A 21,875-nucleotide genomic window follows, 5' to 3' on the forward strand; every position below is an offset into this window, starting at 1 on the left:
TGACTGGTTGGTGGACTGAATCGTGACCTATTGGTGCAGTTCCACTAAAACTATAAAAGGCTAAAAGAACATGCGATCATGAATGCATGCACAGCTCCACAAGGGACGCTATCGTCAACGCATTAGGTACCGCCCGCATGGCTCCTTAACTTTCTGACGTGGAAGGAAACAAAAAGCGAGCACTTACCTTGTACCGGTGGAGTGTCGAACTTACGGCATCTATCCAAGAAACCCTGGGAATTACTGAAGTAATTCTCCGGAATTCAATTGATAATCAGTTGCAGCGGTGGAATGACAATGAAAAAGGTTCACCTACAAGCTGGCTTCTTCATGAGCCAGCGCGTCCCTTACTTAGCCTTACCCAAGGCAAAAGGCTCGAAGCGCAGAAACGCGCGAGAAAATCTGCCGACCTTTGCTCTGAAAATCACTCACGGAGCGGGCAGCCAATCACTCACGATGACGTCCTTGCTCACACAATGTTTGGCATGTGGAAAGATATTCTACCCAACCATGGGCTTAACGCTGATCCAAACAAAATCGAAAATCGTAACCGCCGCCGCCTTTGGGAGGAAGCGATCGAAATGGCTTTTTCTTTGGCAGATGATCCTACCGGGGAGACGACTTACTGGCGGGTTACACACTTGCATGGTCTTCGTAATCGCGTTTCTCATATGGATAGCTTGTTTAACGTAGATGTTATTGACATCATTAACGACCCCTTCGCACTGGTTGGAAGTATCGACCCAGCTCTGGTTGATTGGATTACCGGCACGAGCACTGTTCGGTCAGTTCACTCAAGGAGACCCAAATAGAGAAAAGGCCTACAGGCGCATGCGTCCTATAGACCTTTCCAACTCATGGCAAGGGACCTTGTCCTTACCTTCTCTACGTAGAGATATACGCGGATAAACGAATATCGTCAAAGCGGTTTTCGATCTGCATGTTTGAAAGCAGGAAGAACGGCTAAAGCATGGCCTTTTCCTTCTTCCGAATGGTTAGACCGGAGTAGATAAGCCAGATAAACAAAACCACTGCGCCGACGAATGTGAATTCAGAAACGCCAGGATTTGGGGATCCTAGGAACACAGCCACTGCATCGACTAAATATCCTATGCCTGTGATGCCCACTAGGATACCAGCGATCGTAGGAAGCTTAGGGGATAGGCACAGCAGCACGCCCACGAGGATGAGATGGACTCCAAATATTGCCAGGCTTAAACCGTTGATTGGGACACCTTGTTGGAAGCAGATGATGCTGAACAAAGCGTTGTTGTGTGGACCGCTAAGCCAGGCAGCAATACCCACAAATCACTTCTGGCTCTCGCAAGCCTGGCTAAATCAAAAGCAGTGCGATCTTAGTAGCGGTACTTTAAATATTCACCAACAACCGCTGCACCGAGTCCATCAAGGTCGGGTGCCACTACGGTTCCTCCAACGCGGTCGGCTAATTGGTTGAGGAAGTGCTCTAATCCTTGGTCATGTCCCAACCGAAATAGCGTGGTGTGCGTGCCACGCTTGGTTACTTTGTCTAGTTGGGTGACGGTTTTGTACATAGTTTCTGGATCGGTGGGCCAGTTAAACCAGGCGTGACCATCAGTTTCTAAGTGTGCTGTGGGTTCGCCGTCGGTGACAATGAGCAGGCTTGCTTTCATCGAGGGGTGGCGGGCGAAAAATTGCTCGGACAGCAGCAATGCATGATGGAGGTTGGTGCCTTGCTCGTGAACGGGTGGAAGTGCTGTTAGTTCTTCAATGTCCATGTTTTGGGCATGCCGACCAAAGGTGATCAGTGCTAGTTCATCGCCTCTAAATCTGGTGGAAACCAGGTGGTGGAGTGCGAGTGCTGTTTGTTTCATGGGCACCCATCGGCCCTCAGCTGCCATGGAATAGCTGGTGTCTACTAAAAGTGCTACGGCGTTGAGGGTGCGGGCTTCGGTTTCAATGACTTCTACATCATCGAGGTTGATACGCAGCGGACCGCCTGATTCCTCAGTGCCAGCTGTTCTTTGCAAAGCATTCGTGATGGTTCGGGTGACATCCCAGGGTTGGGTATCTCCGAAAACATAAGGTCGGGAGGCTCCGGTTGCTTCACCATTGGCTCCGGTTAATCGGGAGTCTCTAGAGCCGGGGCGGGACGATAATTGTTCGCTGGCGGCGTCGAGAAGCGTTTTTCCTAGACGACGCATGGCCTGGGGGCTGAGCTTTAAGGAGCCGTCGGGGTTGCGGCGAAGAAGTCCGCTGTCGCGCAGGGCGCGCTCAATTTTAGCGAGCGCTTCGGCGGAGACGGCTGCGTCGTCGCCGAGTTGGCGGCGGATTGCGTCGATGTCGAGATCGGTGTGGGAATTGCTGAGTTGTTCAGCAAGGTTGTCTAATTCAGCGAGGTCTTGCATAGCGCCAGTGCCATCGCCCAGGCCCATGCCTTGATCGCCGGAGAATTGTTCTGAACCATCCCAATTGAGTTCGGGACGTAGTCCTTGGAGGTTTCCAGCAAGGTCACCGAGTAATTCTTGCAACTCTGGGGATCCGAAAGCTTGGGCAGATAGTTCCATGAGTTCGCGGCGTTGTTCTTCAGTCATGGAGTTGAGCATGCGGTTTGCTGCGGCAGAACGCTGGGCGAGGATATCGATCAGCTCGTTGATATCGCGGGGTTGTTCAGGAAAGTGCTCGCCGTGTTTGGCCATGAAATTGGCAAAGTCTGTAGGGGTGTCTGTTCCGGCGCGGTGTTTAGCCAGCAAACCATTAAGATCACGCAGCATCTTTGCGATGGCTGCTTTGTCCTCATCAGAGGCACCTTCCATGGCTTGTTTCATACCTGAAAATTGCTGATCCAATAATTCACGGCCAAGCAGATCGCGGATTTGCTCAAATTGTTGGCGTGCTTCGAAAGATTGCCAATCGTAGGAATTTAACTCAGACACAGCAGCAGCGGTGGAATCGGGGAGATTGCTGATCTGCATCTCGCGGAAAGCTCGATCGGTGTCATCTAAATCAATATCGCGAGCGAGTTGGGCGCGTTCTAATTTAAGGGCTTCATCAAGAAGCTTTCGCACCTCTGCGAGCGTTCCACCGAGGTTGTTTTTGCTCAGCAATTCTCGGCGGCGTTGAGCTGCACGCCACGCTAGATCATCAAGACCTTCTTGTCCGCGTGCACCCCTGCGCAAATACTCACGTAAGGCCTGCTCAGGGGAGTAACCAGCCATGACATCATCAGCGATATCACGCAAGGCATCACTAAGATCCACCGGAGGAGCAAGCGGATCGGGGCCTCCTGTGTAGCGTCCGTAACGGCTGCGGTTAGGCCGGGGATGCGAATGTGAACTAGCCATGGCGGTACTCCTTAAAAACCTTATTAACCGTAAATGGTTTCACCCTCGCCGGAATCCTTGGCAATTTTTCGGGACAGATACAGTCCTTCCAAAGCAAGCTCAATAGCCATCGCCCGGATGCTTGGGGTAGTCGCATTAAACGCGGTAGCGATATCGTCGTACAACGTGCTGTCGCCTAGTTCTGGAAGAGATGCCAAAAATTCTGATGCGGTGATATTTGTGCCCGTGGAAACAGTGATGCTTCCGTCTAACGCTGCGATCAGTGGGGTGAGATCTAGCGAACGCAAAGTAGAACGTAATGCTTCTGCGGTTGCGGTGCGCAGCAGGTAATCAAGGATTTCCCATTCGCGTCCTTCTTCACCGGACTCAAATTCGATCTTGCCACCTAAGACTTCTACGGCTGCTTCTAGATCAACAAGGCGGGCAACGGCCTCATCTTCGCCGTACACTGCTGCACGCCTAAGAGCAGCTGCCGCAACTGTTTCTGCACCAGCAATGGAAAAACGTGCAGAGACACCAGAGCGTTGATTAACCGATGGAGATTCACGAAGCGCACGGGTGTAGCGGGCTAAAATCTCAATCAATATGTCAGGGACTTGTGCTACAAGCTCTGCTTCCTGGCGGATGATTGCTACTTCATCATCAAGCTCAAGAGGGTAGTGGGTGCGAATTTCTGCCCCGAAGCGGTCTTTGAGCGGGGTGATGATTCTGCCACGGTTGGTGTAATCCTCCGGGTTTGCAGAAGCTACCACTAGAACATCTAAGTCTAAACGCACGTTGTAGCCACGGATCTGTACGTCGCGTTCCTCCATGACATTTAACATGGCAACTTGGATGCGTTCAGCAAGGTCAGGAAGCTCATTGATGGCTACGATGCCGCGGTTAGCGCGAGGGATCAGACCGTAGTGGATGGTTTCTAGATCACCAAGACGCCTGCCTTCAGCAACACGCATGGGATCAACATCGCCAATTAGGTCAGCCACGGAGGTATCTGGGGTGGCTAGTTTTTCGGTGTAGCGCTCATCGCGGTGTACCCACTTTATTGGCTGATCATCAGCAACCTCGACGTTAGGTGCAAGAGGGTGTTCTGGGACGTCGCGGTCTGGAAGGATCGGGGACCATTCGTCGAGAAGCGTTATTAACGTGCGGAGCAGACGCGTTTTACCCTGGCCGCGTTCGCCGAGCAGCACGATGTCGTGGCCGGCGATGAGCGCGCGCTCAAGCTGTGGGATGACCGTGTAATTAAGGCCATGCAGACCTGGCCATGGATCTTCGCCGTTGCGAAGTTTGGCTAGGAGATTGTCGCGGATTTCTACGCGCAGAGGTCGGTAGATGTGGCCGGCGGCCTTCAGCTCACCGACAGTTTGTACATTTGGTGGAAGACTCACACCCCACACCCTAGACCTTTTTCGCATTTGCGGTCAGGAATTTTTCGCACAGGTATGCTGCATGTCATGAAACCGGGTTCAGATGCAGCTGCAGAAACTAAGAAATCCACTGTGGTTTTACTTATTCGGCATGGGCAAACTCCCACCACAGGTCAGATTTTGCCTGGTCAAGCGCCAGGTTTGCACCTTGCAGATAAGGGGGAAGAGCAGGCGCGGGAGGTGGCAAAGCGTCTAGCAGATGTGCCTATTGCGGCTGTATATTCTTCGCCGATGGAGCGTGCTTTAGAAACTGCGGCGCCGACGGTGGCTGCTCAGGGGCTTGAGGTGCAGGTGGAACGCGGTCTTATTGAATGCGATTTCGGTGAGTGGACAGGCAGGAAACTAACTGAGCTCAATGCTTTAGAAGAGTGGACTGCGGTGCAAAAAACACCGTCTACATTCAGGTTTCCAGGCGGAGAGAGCTTTGTAGAAATGCAAGACCGGATGGTGGCAGCAATTGACAACATTGCGCAGCAACACCCAGGAGAAATCGTTGCTGCATTTAGTCACGCTGACACTATTAAAGCTGCGGTGGCGCATTTTGTGGGCACTCCGTTGGATTCTTTTCAGAAGATCCACATTGATACAGCATCAATTTCAGCAGTTGAATTTGTGGACGACTCCTCACATATGTTGCTGACAAATTCCCGCACGGGTTCGTTGGAATATCTGCGTGACAAGCTCCCGAAAGCTCCTCAACAATGATCACTTCACCGTTTGAGCGTGAGCTGGAACTGCTGGAAATAGGAGAAATGGGCATTGTTCAGCAGTTGGTGGAATCAAGCAATATCGGGTTCGTCGTTGATCTTGAACTAGATGATGATTATGGATGGGCGGTGTACAAACCTGAACTAGGGGAGCAGCCTCTGTGGGATTTCCCGCCTGGCCTGTACAAACGTGAACGCGCAGCCTTTGTGATCAGTGAGTTTTTGGGTTGGAATATTGTGCCACCGACTGTGATTACGCACGATGCGCCAGCAGGTGTGGGATCAGTGCAGTGGTTTATTGAAAACGATGGTGAGCATTATTTCCCACTGTTCGATACCCGCGCTGATTTACACCCACAGTTTGTGCGCATGGCGGTGTTTGATTTGTTGTGCAACAACACAGACCGAAAGTCAGGCCATGTGCTTTTAGACGGCGATCATATTTGGGGCATTGACCACGGATTATGTTTTTCCGTAGAGCCGAAGCTTCGAACAGTGATTTGGGATTTCGCAGGTTGCACCATTCCGGAGGACTTGGTCGAAGCAGTAGAGCCACTCATCCACGCAGTCCCAGAAGAACTATCAAGCCTGCTGCACCCAGCTGAAATTGATGCCTTACAGCGCAGGGCTTCCCGCATTGTCCGTTTGCCCTTCTTGCCTCAGGCGCGATCGCACAGGCAATTCCCTTGGCCGTTAGTTTGAGTAGGCTGGCGGGCAGTACTTAAATGGCGCGACTTCAAAAATATGTTTAGGAGAATGTCATGGCTGATCAAAAAACACTTGCAACGCAATTTGCTAGTGATCATGAATCTGGAAAGTTGCTGGTTTTGCCCACCGCGTGGGATACCTGGAGCGCAGGGCTAGTAGAAGAAGCCGGGTTTACAGGTCTGACCATTGGTAGCCACCCTGTTGCTGATGCCACGGGAAGTTCAGATGGTGAGAATATGGATTTTGCTGAGTACATGAAAGTGGTTAAAAAGATTACCTCAGCAGTTTCCATCCCAGTGAGCGTGGACGTGGAATCTGGTTATGGCCTTGCACCTGCGGATTTGATCTCTCAGATCTTGGAGGCCGGTGCGGTTGGAATCAACGTGGAAGATGTCGTGCACAGCGAGGGCAAGCGCGTGCGCGAAGCTCAGGAGCATGCTGACTATATCGCTGCAGCGCGCCAAGCAGCAGATAGCGCAGGGATCGATGTGGTGATCAATGGACGCACCGATGCCGTCAAACTTGGTGCGGACGTTTTTGAAGACCCCATGGTTGAGGCGATTAAACGCATCAAACTCATGGAGCAGGCCGGTGCGCGCTCTGTGTATCCGGTGGGCTTGAACACCGCTGAGCAGGTAGAACGCCTGGTTGAAGCGGTATCTGTCCCGGTCAATGTTACAGCGCACCCGGTTGACGGCCACGGCGCAGGCGATCTGGCTACGCTTGCAGGTCTTGGCGTGCGCCGCGTGACCTTCGGTCCGCTCTGGCAAAAATGGCTAGCTGCCACCTCGACGCAGCAGCTTAAGGTTTGGGCTTAAAAGGGGGCTTAAAACGCTTTTCGACGCCTAATGCCACAATGGTTTTTATGACTGAAACTCTTGTGGTCAGTGGCCTTGCCGGCGGCTACGGACACCGCACATTATTTAACGATGTGAATCTCACCGTAGCCTCTGGCGATGTCGTAGGCGTCGTGGGCGTAAACGGTGCTGGTAAATCCACATTTTTAAAAATTCTAGCAGGCGTAGATAAGCCTTTAGCTGGAACAATCGCGCTGTCACCAGCTGATGCTTTCGTAGGTTATTTGCCACAGGAACACTCCCGGATATCTGGGGAAACAATCGCAGCCTATATTGCGCGTAGGACCGGATGTCAGGCAACAACAACGGCCATGGATGACACCGCCGAGGCATTTGGCGCGGATCCAGACAACATTGCTTTGGCCGATGCATACTCCGAAGCCCTTGATCGATGGATGGCCAGTGGCGCCGCCGACTTAGAAGAACGTATCCCCATTGTGCTTGCTGAGCTGGGGTTTGAGCTCCCCACCTCGACGCTGATGGAAGGACTTTCAGGCGGGCAGGCAGCCCGGGTCGGTCTGGCAGCGTTGCTGTTATCGCGCTTTGACATTGTGCTTCTCGACGAACCCACCAACGATCTAGACCTTGACGGCCTAGAAAAACTCGAGAATTTTGTCCAGGGGCTTCGCGGGGGAGTCGTCCTGGTTAGCCATGACCGTGAGTTTCTATCGCGGTGCGTGACAACGGTATTAGAACTAGACCTCCATCAAAATTCCCACCACGTATATGGCGGTGGATATGATTCCTACCTTGAGGAACGCGCTGTGCTGCGCCAACATGCCAGAGATCAATACGAGGAATTTGCCGAAAAGAAAAAGGATCTTGTCACAAGAGCTAGAACCCAACGCGAATGGTCTAGCCACGGTGTGCGCAACGCTATTAAGCGTGCACCCGATAATGACAAACTCCGCAAGAAAGCCGCTGCGGAATCTAGCGAAAAACAGGCGCAAAAAGTCCGACAAATGGAAAGCCGTATCGCGCGACTAGAAGAAGTTGAAGAGCCACGCAAAGAATGGAAACTACAGTTCAGCGTAGGTAAAGCACCACGCTCAAGTTCAGTTGTTGCCACCTTAAACGATGCGAGCTTCATCCAGGGTGACTTCACGTTGGGTCCGGTGTCGCTGCAAGTAAATGCTGGTGATCGCATTGGTATTACAGGACCAAATGGTGCTGGTAAATCAACGTTGCTGCGAGGCCTTTTAGGTAAACAACAACCCACCAGCGGCAGTGCCACGATGGGAACAAGTGTTGCGATCGGAGAGATCGATCAGGCACGCGCACTCCTAGATCCACAGCTGCCCTTGATATCAGCATTTGAAAAGCATGTTCCAGACTTAGCAATCAGTGAGGTGCGCACACTGCTTGCGAAGTTTGGGCTAAATGAAAATCATGTGGAACGAGACGTCGAAAAGCTCTCTCCCGGTGAGCGCACGCGCGCCGGGCTTGCGCTGCTCCAGGTCCGGGGTGTCAACGTGCTCGTGCTTGATGAACCCACAAACCACCTAGACTTAGAAGCCATCGAGCAATTGGAGCAAGCATTAGCATCCTATGATGGCGTGCTGTTGTTGGTCACCCATGATCGTAGGATGTTGGAAGCCGTGCACCTTAATCGGCGGTGGCATGTCGAGGATGGATCCGTTAAGCAGTTATAACAGCCTCAGTATTTATCCCATGATGGATTGATCGTTTTACAGCACAAAGGCGATCAATTTTCCTAGCCGCACTGGCGATAAGTTTGTCTTGTGCATGCTTGTCAAGACCTTGCATATCAACGTGCAAGGTGTAGAGCAGATCAGTGATCAGCCCTGTGGTTTCTTTTGCTTCTACCGTTGCACTTGCCTGAAAATCTTGACCCAATTGGTGAGCAAGCTGGGCTTCCGCCGATAGAGAAGCGCAACCAACGACCGCGGCCTGCAATAATTCCCTAGGGGAGAACGTGCCTGGAACACCGGGTGCACTGACACGAAGTTCGGCGCCGGAATCATTGACCACAGTGTAAGTATTTGGACTGGTTCGGGTTGCTTTAATGGAGGTCATGCTCGCAGGCTAACAGAATTGGTGGTTTTTGTGCTGTTACCAGGGACATCGGCTAGAATCTGCTGAATATGTCTGATCAATTAGCTCCCTGCCCTGAGTGCAACAGTGAATATACTTATGAAAACGGTGGCATGCTGGTATGCCCAATGTGTGCACACGAGTGGGTCGAAGGTGAAGCAGTGGAAGAAACCACCGCTGTCATTAAAGATTCCGTGGGAAACATCTTGGCCGATGGGGATTCTGTATCCATCGTGAAAAGCCTCAAAGTCAAAGGTGGCGGAGCCATCAAGATTGGTACTAAAGTCAGTGGCATTCGTTTGTTGGAAGAGCCCGTTGATGGCCACGATATTGAAGCCAAGGTTCCTGGATTTGGTCAGATGCGCCTGAAATCCAGTGTGGTGAAGAAAGCCTAGAAACTTTATTGAGTTTTAGTGCTCGGCTCTTTGACAGATGGAGCTTTAGTGCACGGAGTGCTAGCGACAGCCACGGTGAGTGCTGAATGAGCCAAAATCGCTGCTAGAGTCGCTGGCACGGCTTTCATAACAACCCCTTTTGCTTAGAAAATACTTAAAGTTATTTATATCACCAGGGTGTGAAGTGCGGAAGTGTTTTGACAAAAGTACTTCACCAGCGGGGTTATTGGGGTGGGTATTTTCGGATTAGCGCTTTTGGCTAGCGCTTTGGGCGGGGCCACTTCAAATCGAGATAGTCTTCCAAGCTTTCATTGTGCTTGCGCAGAAGTTGCGTGTGGATCTTAATGTCTTCTGCATCCCAATCGTGGAGGATGCGAACAAGGTCTTGTTGGCGAGCATGTAACTCTAGCTCCAATTTTTCTTTCCCCAACTGTGTGGGACGATGCAGCTTAGCGGGACAATCGGGGTCATCGACAACTTCGATAAGGCCGTTGGCAATTGCAGCTTTGAGCTGGCGGTGAACTGTAGAAACGTTGAGTGCGAAGCTTTCGGCTAACTCATTAACAGTCATGGGACCTTGAACATCAAGGCGGCTGAGCAAAATAAGGGCGCTGCGATCCATGATGGTTTCACGCTTAAGTGTTGGAGTGTTTTGTACGCCATAGCGGGTGAGCAAGATGATCTCATATGCGAGTTGGTCGAGGATATCCGCATTTTCAAGCTCTGCTGGATCTGTAGACACTATGGTGGTTCGCTCCCTTTTAAACGTGTGGATTAATTGAGTACTTTAATCCTACCAAGCCATTTGCATGATGCAATAAACGTGATAGCTTTATCAAGTAAGAAAATTGCATGATGCAAAAGATCGTTCAAAGGAGAATAGTGCCCGTAACCGAAGAGGGAAAACTGTTTACACCCACATTTGCGATGGGATGGATTGCTAACTTCTTGCAATTCTTAGTGTTTTATTTCCTGATCACCACCATGGCGCTTTATGCCATCAAGGAATTTCAAGCCTCTGAAACTCAGGCCGGTTTTGCAGCCAGCTCCATTGTGATTGGTGCGGTACTAGCAAGGTTTGTATCCGGCTTTATTATCGATCGCTTTGGTCGACGCAAAATCGTTCTGATTGCCGTTATCGTCACGATGCTGGCATGTGCGCTTTATATTCCTATTGAATCCTTGACACTTTTGTATCTCAATAGGCTTTTGCATGGAATTGCATATGCTTTTGCAGTAACTGCAATTATGGCGATGGTCCAAGAACTGATCCCTGCCGCGAGACGGTCTGAAGGCACCGGCTACCTTGCTTTGGGCACAACGGTATCTGCAGCAGTAGGCCCAGCTCTAGCGCTTTTTGTCCTAGGATCATTCGGCTATGACATGCTCTTTGTCGTAGTTTTGGCAACCTCGATTATTTCTTTAATTGCCGCCGTATTCATGTACTTCAAAACCTCTGATCCTGAACCAACCGGCCAGCCAGTGAAATTCAGTTTTAGATCCGTTGTCAATCCAACAATCATCCCCATCGGAATCTTTATTCTGCTCATTGGATTTTCCTACTCCGGTGTCATTGCCTATATCAATGCGTTTGCTGAAGAACGCGATGTCATTACCGGTGCAGGTCTATTCTTCATCGCATACGCGGTATCGATGTTTGTCATGCGTAGTTACCTAGGCAAACTGCAAGACCGCCGTGGCGACAACGTAGTGATTTACTTCGGCGTATTTTTCTTCGTTGTATCTCTAGCGATTTTGGCTTTTGCTACCGCCAACTGGCAGGTAGTGCTATCTGGCATTATTGCTGGCCTCGGATATGGCACATTGATGCCAGCAGTTCAATCTATCGCAGTCGGCCTTGTAGATAAATCCGAATTCGGCTCTGCTTTTTCGACCCTGTTCCTATTCGTAGACTTAGGTTTTGGTTTCGGCCCCATTATCCTAGGAGCGGTTTCCTCAGCGATTGGTTTTGGATCCATGTACGCAGTACTAGCAGGTGTCGGAGTTGTCGCTGGAATCTTCTACACCTTCACCCACGCTCGGACAGACCGCGCTAAAAATGGTTTTGTCCAAGAAGTGGAAAAGGTAGCTGTAGAAAGCTAAACCAACGATTCTCCACGTACTGTGGCTACAGCCTCTGCAATAGCAGTGGCCACAAATTGAATCTCTTCACGGCTGTGCGATGTACCAAAAGTACAACGCACAGCCGTTCTTGCTTGGTCTTCGCTGAACCCCAAAGCAAGCAACACATGCGAAACTTCTCCGGAACCACAAGCAGAGCCAGGGGAGCAGACAATGCCATGTCGTTCCAATTCAAGCAACACTGTTTCAGATCCTATGCCGTCAAAGAGGAAAGAAGCATGACCATCAAGGCGCATCTGGGAATGCCCGGTAAGAGTTGCTCCAGGAATTCGAAGAACTTCTGTAATGAATTCACTTAAATCTGGATAGTGTTCTTCCTGGGTTAGCTCAAGTGCCCGAGCAAAAGCAACCGCACCAGCGACATTCTCTGTGCCACTCCGACGCCCTTTTTCCTGCCCGCCACCGTGGATCACGGGCTCAAGGGGAAGTTTTGACCACAACATGCCTGTGCCTTTTGGCGCACCAAACTTATGGCCAGACAAACTAAGTGCATCGACGCCGATATCAAAAGGAAGATGCGCTGCTTGAACAGCATCGGTGTGAAATGGGGCAGTGCTAGCCTGTGCTAATCGTGCAATCGGCTGCACCGTACCGACCTCGTTGTTGGCATAACCAATGCTGACCAGCGTGGTATCAGGCCTTAGTACTTCACATAGCTGCTCGGGGCTCACCAACCCGGTGCGGTCTGGGGAGAGATAGGTGATCTCGAAATCGTGGAAGCGTTCCAGGTAGGACGCTGTTTCAAGGATGCTGTCATGCTCAATCGGGGTGGTGATGAGGTGACGTCCACGAGGGTTGGCTAAGCAACTTCCCTTTATTGCAAGGTTGTTAGCTTCAGTACCGCCAGAGGTAAAAGTGATGTGATTGGGCCGTCCGCCGATAATGCGCGCCACTTTTGCCCGGGCATCGTCTAAACCGGCTGAGGCAATTTTGCCCACCTCGTGAGGGCTGGAGGGATTTCCAAAAGCTCCAGTCATATACGGCCACATGGCCTCAATGGCTTCTTTTCGCACGCTCGTGGTGGCAGCATTATCTACATAGATCATGAGAAAATATCTAGCCCTAGATCTAGCGCTCGAACAGAGTGGGTGAGTGCTCCTACTGAAATAATGTCTACGCCCGTGGTAGCGATTTTTCCTACGGTGTTGAGATTAACTCCTCCTGAAGCCTCAACCAGTGCGCGACCGCCAATTAGTTCCACGCCTTCAATCAGTTGGTCAATGGTGAAATTATCCAACATGATGGTGTCTACGCCTGCTGCAAGCACAGGCTCGATCTGCTCAATGTGATCTACTTCTACTTCCACATGGGTGGTGTGGGGCAGTCGGGCTTTCATGTTGAGTAATGCTTCCGTAATGGATAGTCCCTGGCTAGCAATTGCAGCAAGGTGATTATCTTTGACCATCACAGCATCAGAGAGCGTGGCTCGGTGGTTGAATCCACCACCATCTCGAACTGCTTGTCGCTCGATAATGCGAAGCCCGGGTGTGGTTTTTCTCGTATCCACAATACGTGCTTTGCTGCCTTTGGTTTCTGCAACGTACTGGGAAGTCAGTGTTGCGATGCCAGAGGTCCTTTGGACAAAGTTTAAGGCAATGCGTTCTGAGCGAAGGATACTTCTCGCATTTCCAGTAATCTTTCCTAGGATGTCACCAGCTTTAAAGCTGTCGCCGTCTCGGATATCCAAGGAAACCTCCGAAAGCGGATCCACGAGACGGAAGGAAGCGTCGAAAAGCTCTTGCCCGCTAAATACTCCCGGTTCCCGGGCGACAACCTGAGCACTCAGCTGCGCCTGCCCGGGGATAAAAGCCTCGGATGTAATATCGCCCCATGGGGCATCCTCGGATAAAGCAGCACTAACTATGCGATCAATGTGAGTAGTCACTATTTAGCAGCTCCTTTAGCAGCAGGAGCGACAGAAAGCATGCGTTCAAGTGCAACTCTGGCCGGAGCCGCCACTGAATCAGAAACAGAAATCTGGTTAATAACATTGCCTGCCACTAGTTCTTCCAAAGCCCACGCCAGGTAACCAGGGTGGATACGGTACATGGTGGAACAAGGACAGATGATAGGGTCGAGGCAGAAAATGGTGTGCTGTGGATACTGCGCAGCTAAACGCTGAACCAGATTGATCTCAGTACCAATAGCAAACGTGGATCCTGCGGGAGCAGCCTGGATCGCCTTGACGATGAAATCAGTGGATCCAGAAGAATCAGCAGCATCAACGACTGGCATAGGGGATTCAGGGTGAACAATGACGTGTACGTCAGGGTATTCGGTGCGTGCCTTTTCAATCTGCTCGACAGTAAAACGCTTGTGGACAGAGCAAAAACCATGCCAGAGCAGCACTTTTGCGTGCTCAAGTTCAGCGACACTGTTTCCACCCAAAGGCTTATTAGGATTCCACAACGGCATCTGATCAAGGCCAATGCCCATCGCTTTGGCAGTATTACGCCCCAAGTGTTGATCAGGGAAAAACAGTACGCGTTGTCCACGTTCAAACGCCCACTCTAAAACTGAACGAGCATTGGATGACGTACACACGATTCCACCGTTTTCACCAACGAAGCCTTTAAGAGCCGCCGAAGAATTCATGTAGGTAACAGGGATAATTGGCTCATCTCCATAGATAGAGGTCAACTGATCCCAGCAATCCTCAACAGCATCAAGATCAGCCATATCTGCCATGGAGCAACCAGCAGCTAGGTTGGGAAGAATGACAGACTGCTTATCAGTGGAAAGAAGGTCAGCGGTTTCAGCCATGAAATGCACACCGCAGAACACAATGGCTTCAGCTTCGGGACGGGTTTTAGCTGCGCGAGCAAGTTGGAAAGAATCACCCACAAAGTCTGCGTGCTGAATGACTTCATCGCGCTGATAAAAGTGTCCTAGGATAACTACCTTGTCACCCAGGGTGTTTTTAGCATCACGGATCCTACGATGTAGTTCTTCATCACTGGCGTGTTGATATTTTTCTGGCAGGACTTGTTGGCGTGGCGCATGCGTTGGAATGGGATCACCCTGGGACGCGCCGGGGCCATAGGCATCTGGCATACCAGGGAGGTCAAGAAACCAAGGACCTTCTTTAAGTTCGCTATTGCAGCTGCTTGAGTTTTGCAAAGCCAGGTTGACTGAGGGAGTAATGGAGGTGGTCATGAGTGCTACCTTTTCAAATGCTTGGGCTGGAAATGTAGAGGCTGAAAACGTAAAGCTAGAGGTTTATCTTTGGAACCTGTAGAGCTTGGGTGGCCGGTGCGGTGTTCCCGCAAGCACTTCGCCAGTGTCGATGAGATCGGGTGAGGTGGCCACGGATCTTCGAAAATTGGCGGCATCAAGTTTGTGGCCAAGAACTGCTTCATGTACTGCACGTAGCTGTGCGATGGTGAATGTTTCTCCTAGGAAGGAGTGTGCGATATCGGCATATTCAACCTTGGTGCGAAGTCTTTCCAAGGCGTAGTTGACGATGTCATTGTGGTCGAATGCAAGCTCGGGGAGGTGATCAGCTGGAAACCACTGGACGTTTTCACCAGGGACTGCTTGGAGGGCTTCATCGGCGCGAACTAAAGCCCAATACACCACGGAAATCACTCGGCCAGTGGGGGAGCGATCGACGTTGCCGAAAGTGTAAAGCTGTTCCAAATAGCTGGGGTGAAGGCCTGTGGTTTCTGCCAAAGTGCGTGCTGCAGCTACTTCTAGTTCTTCATGGGGTGGAAGCCAGCCGCCGGGTAGTGCCCATTTGTTGAGGTGAGGTTCGCGTGTGCGTGGGACAAATGGCGTCCACAAACTGGGCAGGTCTTGGGGACCGGGGCGCAGCGCGAAGATGATCGTGGATACGGCCATCTGGATTTCTGGTGACGCAGGCAAAAAACCACCTTAGGGTCAATCTGACTTTAACTAGTGAGCTATCTTACAGTCACTTTGACTCTAAGGGAAGTGTTTTAAAGATTCCTTTGGAGGTCTAATATGTCTGGGGTCGTAATAAAAACCCGGAAATTATTTCCAGGAAGAGAAAATCGCATGCTTGCAGTGCTATTCGGTGTGTTGGCGGGTGCCATCATGCCGCTCCAAACTTCGGTGAATAATAGATTGCGTCAATCCGTGGGAGCACCGCTGCTTGCATCGTTTATTTCCTTTTTTGTAGGTACTTTAACGCTGATTATCGCAACGTGGATTACCAGCGGACACCCGTACCCAGCACTGGCAAATACAGCCGGTCATCCATGGTGGATTTTCACCGGTGGCATGTTGGGAGTTGTCCTTCTTACCGGCAATATTTTGCTATTTCCGCGGGTTGGCAGTGTACAAACCGTCATTTTGCCTATTTCAGGGCAGATCATCATGGGCCTGATTATTGATTCAACGGGACTGGCGCATTCTCCTCAAGCCCCATTGTCTTTGATCAGAATCCTAGGTGCCGCAGCGGTACTTGTTGGCTCCCTAGCTGCAGTAGGAGTGTTTTCTAAGAAAAGTTCCAGCCATACACAAACTCAAGGTGCATCGATTTGGCTATGGCGCCTTTTTGGAGTGGTGATGGGTATGTGCCAAGCAACCCAGGTTGCTGTTAACGGATATTTGGGAACCATCCTAGGATCCGCTATTGAATCAGCACTTATATCCTTTACCGTTGGCACCACCGCTTTATTTATTCTGCTCTTGGTTACTAGAACGAAGTGGCGGGGCATTGATGGCGCAGGGGAGAAGAACCCTTGGTGGATGTGGATCGGAGGTGTTATTGGCGCAACAGTTATTTTCAGTACTGCTTATTTAGGGCCAGTCATCGGCACTGGTGTCACCGTGGTGGTCATGCTTTTGGGCATGATGTTGGCTAGTTTGCTCATTGATGCTTTTGGAATTCTTGGCAGCCCACGCCGTCGAATCCACATCGCCCAGATTCTAGGCCTTGTGGTGATCATCGTGGGCGTATCAATGATCAGGATTTAAATCTCTACTGATTCTCCTTCCCCAAGTGGCAGATATTCCGAACCATAAGTCTGGCCAAGATGTGTTAAGAACTTCTTGTTGATCGCCAAGCCCCGTTCGTTGGCAATGCCATCGTGGATTCCGATAAAACGCTGTGGTGGGAATTTTTTCAGGTAGCCTTCCACATCTAGCATTTTCACCCATGGTCCATTGACTGGAACCAATGCCAGTTCCACGTCTTTAATGGGCTGGAAGGTATCGCCTGGGTGAAGAACCCTGCCGTTAATCAGGTAACCGACGTTCTCGGCAATCGGCATGGAGTGAGTAAGCATTGCGTGTTCAGAGCCAAGAACCTCAACTGAAAAAGGTCCGACAGTAAAGTTTCGCCCGTGTTCGACGATGTGGCATTCCACAGGAATGGCGTGCGCTACTGATTTTGGTGCGTAAATGGTCATGCCTGGTTTCAACAAGTCCGGGTCCACATGATCAGCATGGTTATGGGTGACCAAGATGGTGGCGCCATCTAGATTTGGTGCTCCAAAAGTTCCTGGATCAATAACTATGCGGTGGCCTTCGTGCTCGATCTCTACGCAAGCGTGGATGTGACGAGTGATTTTCATATCCCCCATCATGCCACCTGCTAAGCCATAGTTTAAGGGCGTTTGGAGGCCGGCAATGTGGATACCACCAATTGATAAGATTCCTCCACCAGGCCCTCAATCAGATCAACAGTGATGCGCTCACCTGCGCTGATACTTAACCAATGCACTTTATTCATGTGATATCCAGGTTCGATTGTGGGGAATCCACTGCGCAAGGATGCTCCGATTTCTGGATCGGATTTTAAAGTGATGATCGGCTTCCCTTTTAAGATGGTGAGCAGCAAGAACACTTTTCCCCGCACTTTGTATACTTCGTGCTCAGGGCCAAAGGGGAATTCCTTAGTGCTTAAAGGAAGAGTCTGAGCATGCCTGGCTGCAATGTGGTGGAGATCCATGAAGGTTATTGAACCCGCTTCGTCCATTCTTCGGTGGCGTATTTGGTTTTCACAAGATCATGGGCGGAGGCGAAATCTTCATCACTGAGTTCAACTTCCTTAGCGCCGTACCTTGAGCTAAAAGTAGACTTTAATGTATTGATGATCTGATCACGTGAAGCTCCGGTTTGTCGGCGTAAGGGATCAACACGCTTTTTGGCGCTGCGCAAACCCTTGTCAGAAATTTTAACCTTGCCAATGCGTAGCACTTGGGTCATCATGTCGGCGTCAATATCGTAGGACATGGTCACGTGATGAAGGACTGCGCCGCCACGTCGTTTTTGGGCTGCACCACCAATTTTTCCACCGGTTGAGGTGATGTCATTGATTGGAACGTACCACGCATCAACGCCATGTTCTTTCAGCGCGGCCAACACCCATCGGTCCAAATACTCATAAGATTGTTCATAGCTTAATCCGGCAACAAGCGATTCAGGTGCGTAGAGCGAATACGTGATGCAGTTTCCACCCTCCATGAACATGGCACCGCCACCAGACATACGCCGAACCACGGTCACACCATGTTCATCAACGCCTTCTTGGTTGATTTCGTTGACATATGACTGGAAGCTGCCAATCACCGTCGCACGATCATCCCAATCCCAAATGCGCATGGTGGGGCCGCGCTGACCACTGGAGACTTGATACAAAATGAGTTCATCTAATGCGACATTGAGCGGCGTTGGCAATACGCCAGGGTGGAGGATCTCCCAGTCAAAGTCAGTAAAATCCTTCGCGCCAGTAACAGCTCGACGAACAGCCAACGCAATATCTGCAGTGCTGAAACCATGAAGCTCAACACCAGGAAATTCTGCCAGCGCTGCATCCATTTTTGCTTGCAAGCGATCTGTGTGGTCACCAACAGAGGACCCTTTTAACGCCTCACCCAGAGCGAAAAATGCCTCATCGGGATCAATGAAGAAATCACCGGAAATCTTCACCTCGGCGATTGTGTCCAAATCCGTTGCAACATCAACGACAACAAGTTTTCCACCAGGTACTTTAAGCTCAAAATGGTTATTCATGCGCCCCACAATAACCGCTTTTTGTTTTTCGACGCGCCCCTCCGCCACGCCCCACCCGCCGCAGGCGGGCGTCGAAAAGCAAAAGCAAGCGGATCTGTGATCCGCGCCATAGACGTGTAGGCTGGCGGGTGGAAAATTCCGAAAACTTCTCATTAGGGAGAAACCCATGGCCGGCACGATTTCCACCTACATCACATTCAACGGCAACACGGCAGAAGCTTTGAAACATTGGCAAGATGTTTTTGGCGGCGAGCTAAATTTGATGACGTACGGGCAGACTCCAATGGAGGGGATGCCTTTTGATCCTCCGGCGGATGCGTTGGCGCACGGCGTACTTTCTTTACCTAACGGCGGGCTGATCTCGGGTGGTGATTCTATGGATGGGGAGTACCCGATCCGGGATACCGCGTATTCCATGTTGTACAACGCAGAGTCGGTGGAAGACGGCCGGGAGAAGATCAACAAGTTTGTGGCAGCTGGCGGTGAGGAGACCATGAAGTTTGAGCAAGCTCCATGGGGTGGCTCTTATGGCCAGGTTTTTGATAAGTATGGCGTGATGTGGAGTATTTCAGCTGAATAAATGAGAAAAAGTTCGTTGTTTTTTCACTACCTGAAACGAACAACGAACTTTTAGTTTCTTTATTTTTTAGTCTTCCCGGTGCCTAAGAGTCTTAGATGTTGAGAAGATCAAGGCTCCCAGCAGTCCAACTCCTGCGAATGCGAAGAAGCCCCAAGGATAAGCAAGGTTGACACTAACTAGAAGGCCACCGAGCAACGGGCCGGAAATCGCACCGAGGCGGCCAATTCCTGCAGAGAATCCCATTGCGGTTGCGCGCATTTTGGCTGGGTGGTTTTCACCGACGAATGCGTAGATTAGAACCTGTGAGCTGAACACAAAGATGCCTGTGAGTAGCACGATTCCATAAAGTCCAACTAGCGGCATGCGAACTGCAAGTAGGGCAAGGAATACAGCAGAGAAGACGAACCACACCAGTGCAGTCTTGCGAGGGGAGTTCTTATCGGCAAATCGTCCTGCAACATAAAGGCCGATCACAGCACCGATGTTCAACACCATGAGGAAGCCGAGTGAATTGCCCATGTCGTAGTCGGCTTGGCGCATGATTTGTGGCAACCAAGTATTCAAACCGTAGACAAGGAGAAGACCCATGAATGAGGTGCCCCAAATTGCCAGCGTGTTTCGACGGAACGATGGCTTGAAAAGGGAAGATAGTGATGAAGATTCAGCGAGCTCGGCTTCGTGCTCCCGGTCTAGATCATCTTCAAGACTCAGGCCATATGAAGTTGCGACAGCTTGGGCTTCATCCATCCGGCCAGAAACTTTAAGATATTGCGGGGATTCCGGGAGGAAGAAGAACAGTAGAGGTAAAAGAATAAGCCCTGGGACTGCACCGGTGATAAACATGGAGTGCCATCCAAAGCCTTCGATGAGGAACATGCCGAGGAAAGCGGTGGCTACAGCTCCAACGTGGTAGCCGGTCATGAGCGTGGTAGATGCAGATCCGGCCTTTGAGCCTGGTCGGAATTCAGTCACCATGGCAATGGCGGTGGGAAGTGCTCCACCAAGGCCAACGCCGGCTAGGAAACGCCACAGGCTAAATAGCGGAACGTTGGTGGTGAAAGCCAGTAGAAGTGTGAATACAGAAAACACTGCTACGGAAAACAGCATCACACGTCGACGTCCTAGACGGTCAGTTAGGAATCCGATGGTCAACGCGCCGATGGTCATTCCGATAAGACCAATGGTGGAAATCTGTGTGGCTTGTCCTGCGGTGAGATCCCACGCGGGATCTTCCAGCATGGACGGGATTGTTGCACCTAGTACGACAAGGTCGAAGCCGTCGAGGACGATTGCGAACCATAAAAGTGCGAGGACTGTTCCGACACTTTTGGTTTTTGTCGTGTGGTTTGCAGAAATTGTTGTCACGGGTGTTTATACCTCGAATTTTGGTAGGTCGCGTCCAACGTACTGCTCAGCGAGATAGCGTTGGCCTGATTGGGATTCTAAAACGGAGCGCAGTTCAGCAAATCGGCGCTGGGTGGCAAAGTGATCTTCGCCAGGAACAGCGTGCAGCATGGAGCTCATCCAGTAGGAGAAGTGTTGTGCTTTCCAAATGCGGGGGACTGCCAGGGAGGTGTAGCTGTCTAGCAGTCCGGTGTCCTTTTTCTTCAACGCGCGAACTAGCGCTGGGGCAAGAACTGCAACATCAGCTACTGCCAAGTTAAGGCCCTTAGCGCCGGTTGGCGGCACGGTGTGTGCGGCATCGCCTGCGAGGAACAGTCGTCCCTTTTGCATTGGTTCGGTAACTGCAGAACGGAAGCGAAGTACTGCTTTGTCAAAGATGCGTCCCTCAGAAACGGTAATGCTGGGGGAGTCTGCGCGTAGGTGGAGTTGCTCCCAGATACGATCATCAGACCACATATCAGGGGTGTCGTCGGGGTTGCACTGTAAGTAGTAGCGCTGGATCTCATCGGTGCGGGTAGAAATTAAGGCAAAGCCTTCTGGGTGGGTTGCGTAGATGAGTTCTTTTTGGGTTTTTGGTGCTTCGACCAAGATGCCAAACCATGCATAGGGGTACTCGTGGCGTGCGCGCACACCACCGTCTTCGGTGATGAGTTTGCGGTAAGGCGAGTTGGATCCATCTGCAGCAATGACATAATCGGCGGTGATGGTGGTCGATGATCCATCAGCCTCGGTGTATGTAACTTTCGCTAGGTCGCCTTCGTAGTTTTCTACGGAATCAACAGTGGTGCTAAAGAGTAATTCACCGCCATCTTCGATGCGTTTAGCAATGAAATCTTTTAAGTATTCATGCTGTGGGTAGATCGCTACTTTATGTCCCGTAAGTTCGGTTAGTGGGATTCGAGTGCGTTCGTTGTTGATGGAGATGTCGATGGCTTCATCGTGGTCGGCTTCGGCTTCCATGCGGGCGCCGACACCGGTTTCCCGCATTAAATTCAAGGTGCCTTGTTCAAGGATTCCAGCCCTCACGGTTTCTTCTACTTCTTTGCGGGTGCGGGACTCAAAAACAATTGATTCCACACCTTGAAGATGGAGGAGGTGCGCGAGGGTTAGCCCTGCGGGTCCTGCGCCAATAATGGCCACTGGTACGTGATTCATGGGAAACTCCTTTTCGTGTGCCCACTGTGGGTGATGCCCAGTTAATGACTTCCCTCACAGTGATTTAGGCCTCAATGTATGGGAAGGTGCGTGCTATGACAACTTGTTCGCGCTGCGAACTGGTTAAAAAATTGGGGTTAA

General features: G+C 50.9%; 23 protein-coding genes. 9 read left to right on the forward strand and 14 right to left on the reverse strand.

What is annotated here, in order from left to right; all coding sequences use genetic code 11:
• Positions 1-158: 158 nt before the first annotated feature.
• Complete coding sequence (locus N24_RS05975) at positions 159-812, forward strand: hypothetical protein (protein ID WP_231910913.1); 654 nt, start codon at positions 159-161, stop codon at positions 810-812.
• A 151-nt stretch (positions 813-963) separates the two neighbouring features.
• Here N24_RS05975 and N24_RS05980 read toward each other — a convergent pair whose 3' ends face one another.
• From N24_RS05980 to N24_RS05995, 3 genes are read right to left on the reverse strand one after another with little or no spacing between them, the layout of a single operon-like run.
• Positions 964-1,305, reverse strand: coding sequence for a DUF4386 family protein (locus N24_RS05980; protein WP_231910915.1), 342 nt, complete (start codon positions 1,303-1,305; stop codon positions 964-966).
• Between the two features lie 50 nt (positions 1,306-1,355).
• A complete protein-coding gene (locus N24_RS05990; RefSeq protein ID WP_096455193.1) occupies positions 1,356-3,323 on the reverse strand; it encodes a vWA domain-containing protein in 1,968 nt (655 codons plus the stop codon).
• A gap of 23 nt (positions 3,324-3,346) precedes the next feature.
• Positions 3,347-4,738, reverse strand: coding sequence for an AAA family ATPase (locus N24_RS05995; RefSeq protein WP_456297778.1), 1,392 nt, complete (start codon positions 4,736-4,738; stop codon positions 3,347-3,349).
• A gap of 27 nt (positions 4,739-4,765) precedes the next feature.
• Between N24_RS05995 and N24_RS06000 the strand changes: the two genes are divergently transcribed.
• Genes N24_RS06000 through abc-f form a run of 4 tightly spaced genes read left to right on the forward strand, consistent with a single transcriptional unit; the run spans position 4,766 to position 8,674 of the window.
• Complete coding sequence (locus N24_RS06000; RefSeq protein ID WP_096455197.1) at positions 4,766-5,455, forward strand: MSMEG_4193 family putative phosphomutase; 690 nt, start codon at positions 4,766-4,768, stop codon at positions 5,453-5,455.
• A complete protein-coding gene (locus tag N24_RS06005) occupies positions 5,452-6,159 on the forward strand; it encodes an SCO1664 family protein (protein WP_096455199.1) in 708 nt (235 codons plus the stop codon). Before N24_RS06000 ends, N24_RS06005 begins: the two co-directional genes overlap by 4 nt.
• A gap of 59 nt (positions 6,160-6,218) precedes the next feature.
• Positions 6,219-6,983: an isocitrate lyase/PEP mutase family protein gene (locus N24_RS06010; RefSeq protein ID WP_096455201.1), complete on the forward strand. Its 765-nt coding sequence runs from the start codon at positions 6,219-6,221 to the stop codon at positions 6,981-6,983.
• A gap of 47 nt (positions 6,984-7,030) precedes the next feature.
• Complete coding sequence (gene abc-f, locus N24_RS06015) at positions 7,031-8,674, forward strand: ribosomal protection-like ABC-F family protein (protein WP_096459834.1); 1,644 nt, start codon at positions 7,031-7,033, stop codon at positions 8,672-8,674.
• Here abc-f and N24_RS06020 read toward each other — a convergent pair.
• Positions 8,661-9,059 (reverse strand): OsmC family protein, encoded by a 399-nt coding sequence (locus tag N24_RS06020; protein ID WP_096455203.1) that lies wholly within the window; start codon positions 9,057-9,059, stop codon positions 8,661-8,663. The genes abc-f and N24_RS06020 overlap by 14 nt on opposite strands.
• A 68-nt stretch (positions 9,060-9,127) precedes the next feature.
• On the opposite strand from N24_RS06020, the gene N24_RS06025 reads away from it, so the two are divergent.
• Entirely contained in the window at positions 9,128-9,472 is a 345-nt protein-coding gene (locus tag N24_RS06025) for a zinc ribbon domain-containing protein YjdM (protein WP_096455205.1), read from the forward strand.
• 259 nt (positions 9,473-9,731) lie between these two features.
• Here the strand turns inward: N24_RS06025 and N24_RS06030 are convergent, their stop codons facing one another.
• Positions 9,732-10,214 (reverse strand): MarR family winged helix-turn-helix transcriptional regulator, encoded by a 483-nt coding sequence (locus N24_RS06030; RefSeq protein ID WP_096455207.1) that lies wholly within the window; start codon positions 10,212-10,214, stop codon positions 9,732-9,734.
• A gap of 140 nt (positions 10,215-10,354) precedes the next feature.
• On the opposite strand from N24_RS06030, the gene N24_RS06035 reads away from it, so the two are divergent.
• The gene (locus tag N24_RS06035; RefSeq protein ID WP_096455209.1) at positions 10,355-11,575 is read left to right on the forward strand and encodes an MFS transporter; all 1,221 of its coding nucleotides are present in this window, start codon (positions 10,355-10,357) and stop codon (positions 11,573-11,575) included.
• Here the strand turns inward: N24_RS06035 and N24_RS06040 are convergent.
• The 4 genes from N24_RS06040 to N24_RS06055 all read right to left on the reverse strand — a co-directional run bounded on the left by N24_RS06040 (position 11,572) and on the right by N24_RS06055 (position 15,478).
• Positions 11,572-12,660, reverse strand: a complete 1,089-nt coding sequence (locus tag N24_RS06040) for a cysteine desulfurase family protein (protein WP_096455211.1) — start codon at positions 12,658-12,660, stop codon at positions 11,572-11,574. The genes N24_RS06035 and N24_RS06040 overlap by 4 nt on opposite strands.
• Entirely contained in the window at positions 12,657-13,499 is an 843-nt protein-coding gene (gene nadC, locus N24_RS06045) for a carboxylating nicotinate-nucleotide diphosphorylase (protein ID WP_096455213.1), read from the reverse strand. Before nadC ends, N24_RS06040 begins: the two co-directional genes overlap by 4 nt.
• The gene (nadA, locus tag N24_RS06050; RefSeq protein WP_096455215.1) at positions 13,499-14,770 is read right to left on the reverse strand and encodes a quinolinate synthase NadA; all 1,272 of its coding nucleotides are present in this window, start codon (positions 14,768-14,770) and stop codon (positions 13,499-13,501) included. The genes nadC and nadA overlap by 1 nt, the downstream gene beginning before the upstream one ends.
• Before the next feature lie 63 nt (positions 14,771-14,833).
• On the reverse strand, positions 14,834-15,478 hold the full coding sequence (locus tag N24_RS06055) for an NUDIX hydrolase (RefSeq protein ID WP_096455217.1): 645 nt from the start codon (positions 15,476-15,478) through the stop codon (positions 14,834-14,836).
• A gap of 153 nt (positions 15,479-15,631) precedes the next feature.
• Here N24_RS06055 and N24_RS06060 point away from each other — a divergent pair, with 153 nt between their 5' ends.
• Positions 15,632-16,555, forward strand: a complete 924-nt coding sequence (locus tag N24_RS06060; RefSeq protein WP_096455219.1) for a DMT family transporter — start codon at positions 15,632-15,634, stop codon at positions 16,553-16,555.
• Here N24_RS06060 and N24_RS06065 read toward each other — a convergent pair.
• Genes N24_RS06065 through N24_RS06075 form a run of 3 tightly spaced genes read right to left on the reverse strand, consistent with a single transcriptional unit; the run spans position 16,552 to position 18,595 of the window.
• Entirely contained in the window at positions 16,552-17,154 is a 603-nt protein-coding gene (locus N24_RS06065) for an MBL fold metallo-hydrolase (RefSeq protein ID WP_096459837.1), read from the reverse strand. The genes N24_RS06060 and N24_RS06065 overlap by 4 nt on opposite strands.
• A gap of 32 nt (positions 17,155-17,186) precedes the next feature.
• Positions 17,187-17,531, reverse strand: a complete 345-nt coding sequence (locus N24_RS06070; RefSeq protein WP_096455221.1) for an MmcQ/YjbR family DNA-binding protein — start codon at positions 17,529-17,531, stop codon at positions 17,187-17,189.
• Between the two features lie 5 nt (positions 17,532-17,536).
• Positions 17,537-18,595, reverse strand: coding sequence for a lipoate--protein ligase family protein (locus N24_RS06075; protein WP_096455223.1), 1,059 nt, complete (start codon positions 18,593-18,595; stop codon positions 17,537-17,539).
• Between the two features lie 166 nt (positions 18,596-18,761).
• Between N24_RS06075 and N24_RS06080 the strand changes: the two genes are divergently transcribed.
• Positions 18,762-19,175, forward strand: coding sequence for a VOC family protein (locus tag N24_RS06080; protein ID WP_096455225.1), 414 nt, complete (start codon positions 18,762-18,764; stop codon positions 19,173-19,175).
• 66 nt (positions 19,176-19,241) lie between these two features.
• On the opposite strand, the gene N24_RS06085 is transcribed toward N24_RS06080, so the two are convergent.
• Both N24_RS06085 and N24_RS06090 read right to left on the reverse strand, forming a co-directional pair.
• On the reverse strand, positions 19,242-20,531 hold the full coding sequence (locus N24_RS06085) for an MFS transporter (protein ID WP_096459840.1): 1,290 nt from the start codon (positions 20,529-20,531) through the stop codon (positions 19,242-19,244).
• A 15-nt stretch (positions 20,532-20,546) separates the two neighbouring features.
• Entirely contained in the window at positions 20,547-21,734 is a 1,188-nt protein-coding gene (locus tag N24_RS06090; RefSeq protein WP_096455227.1) for a 4-hydroxybenzoate 3-monooxygenase, read from the reverse strand.
• Positions 21,735-21,875 lie beyond the last annotated feature (141 nt).

Source organism: Corynebacterium suranareeae (assembly GCF_002355155.1).
Classification (GTDB): domain Bacteria; phylum Actinomycetota; class Actinomycetes; order Mycobacteriales; family Mycobacteriaceae; genus Corynebacterium; species Corynebacterium suranareeae.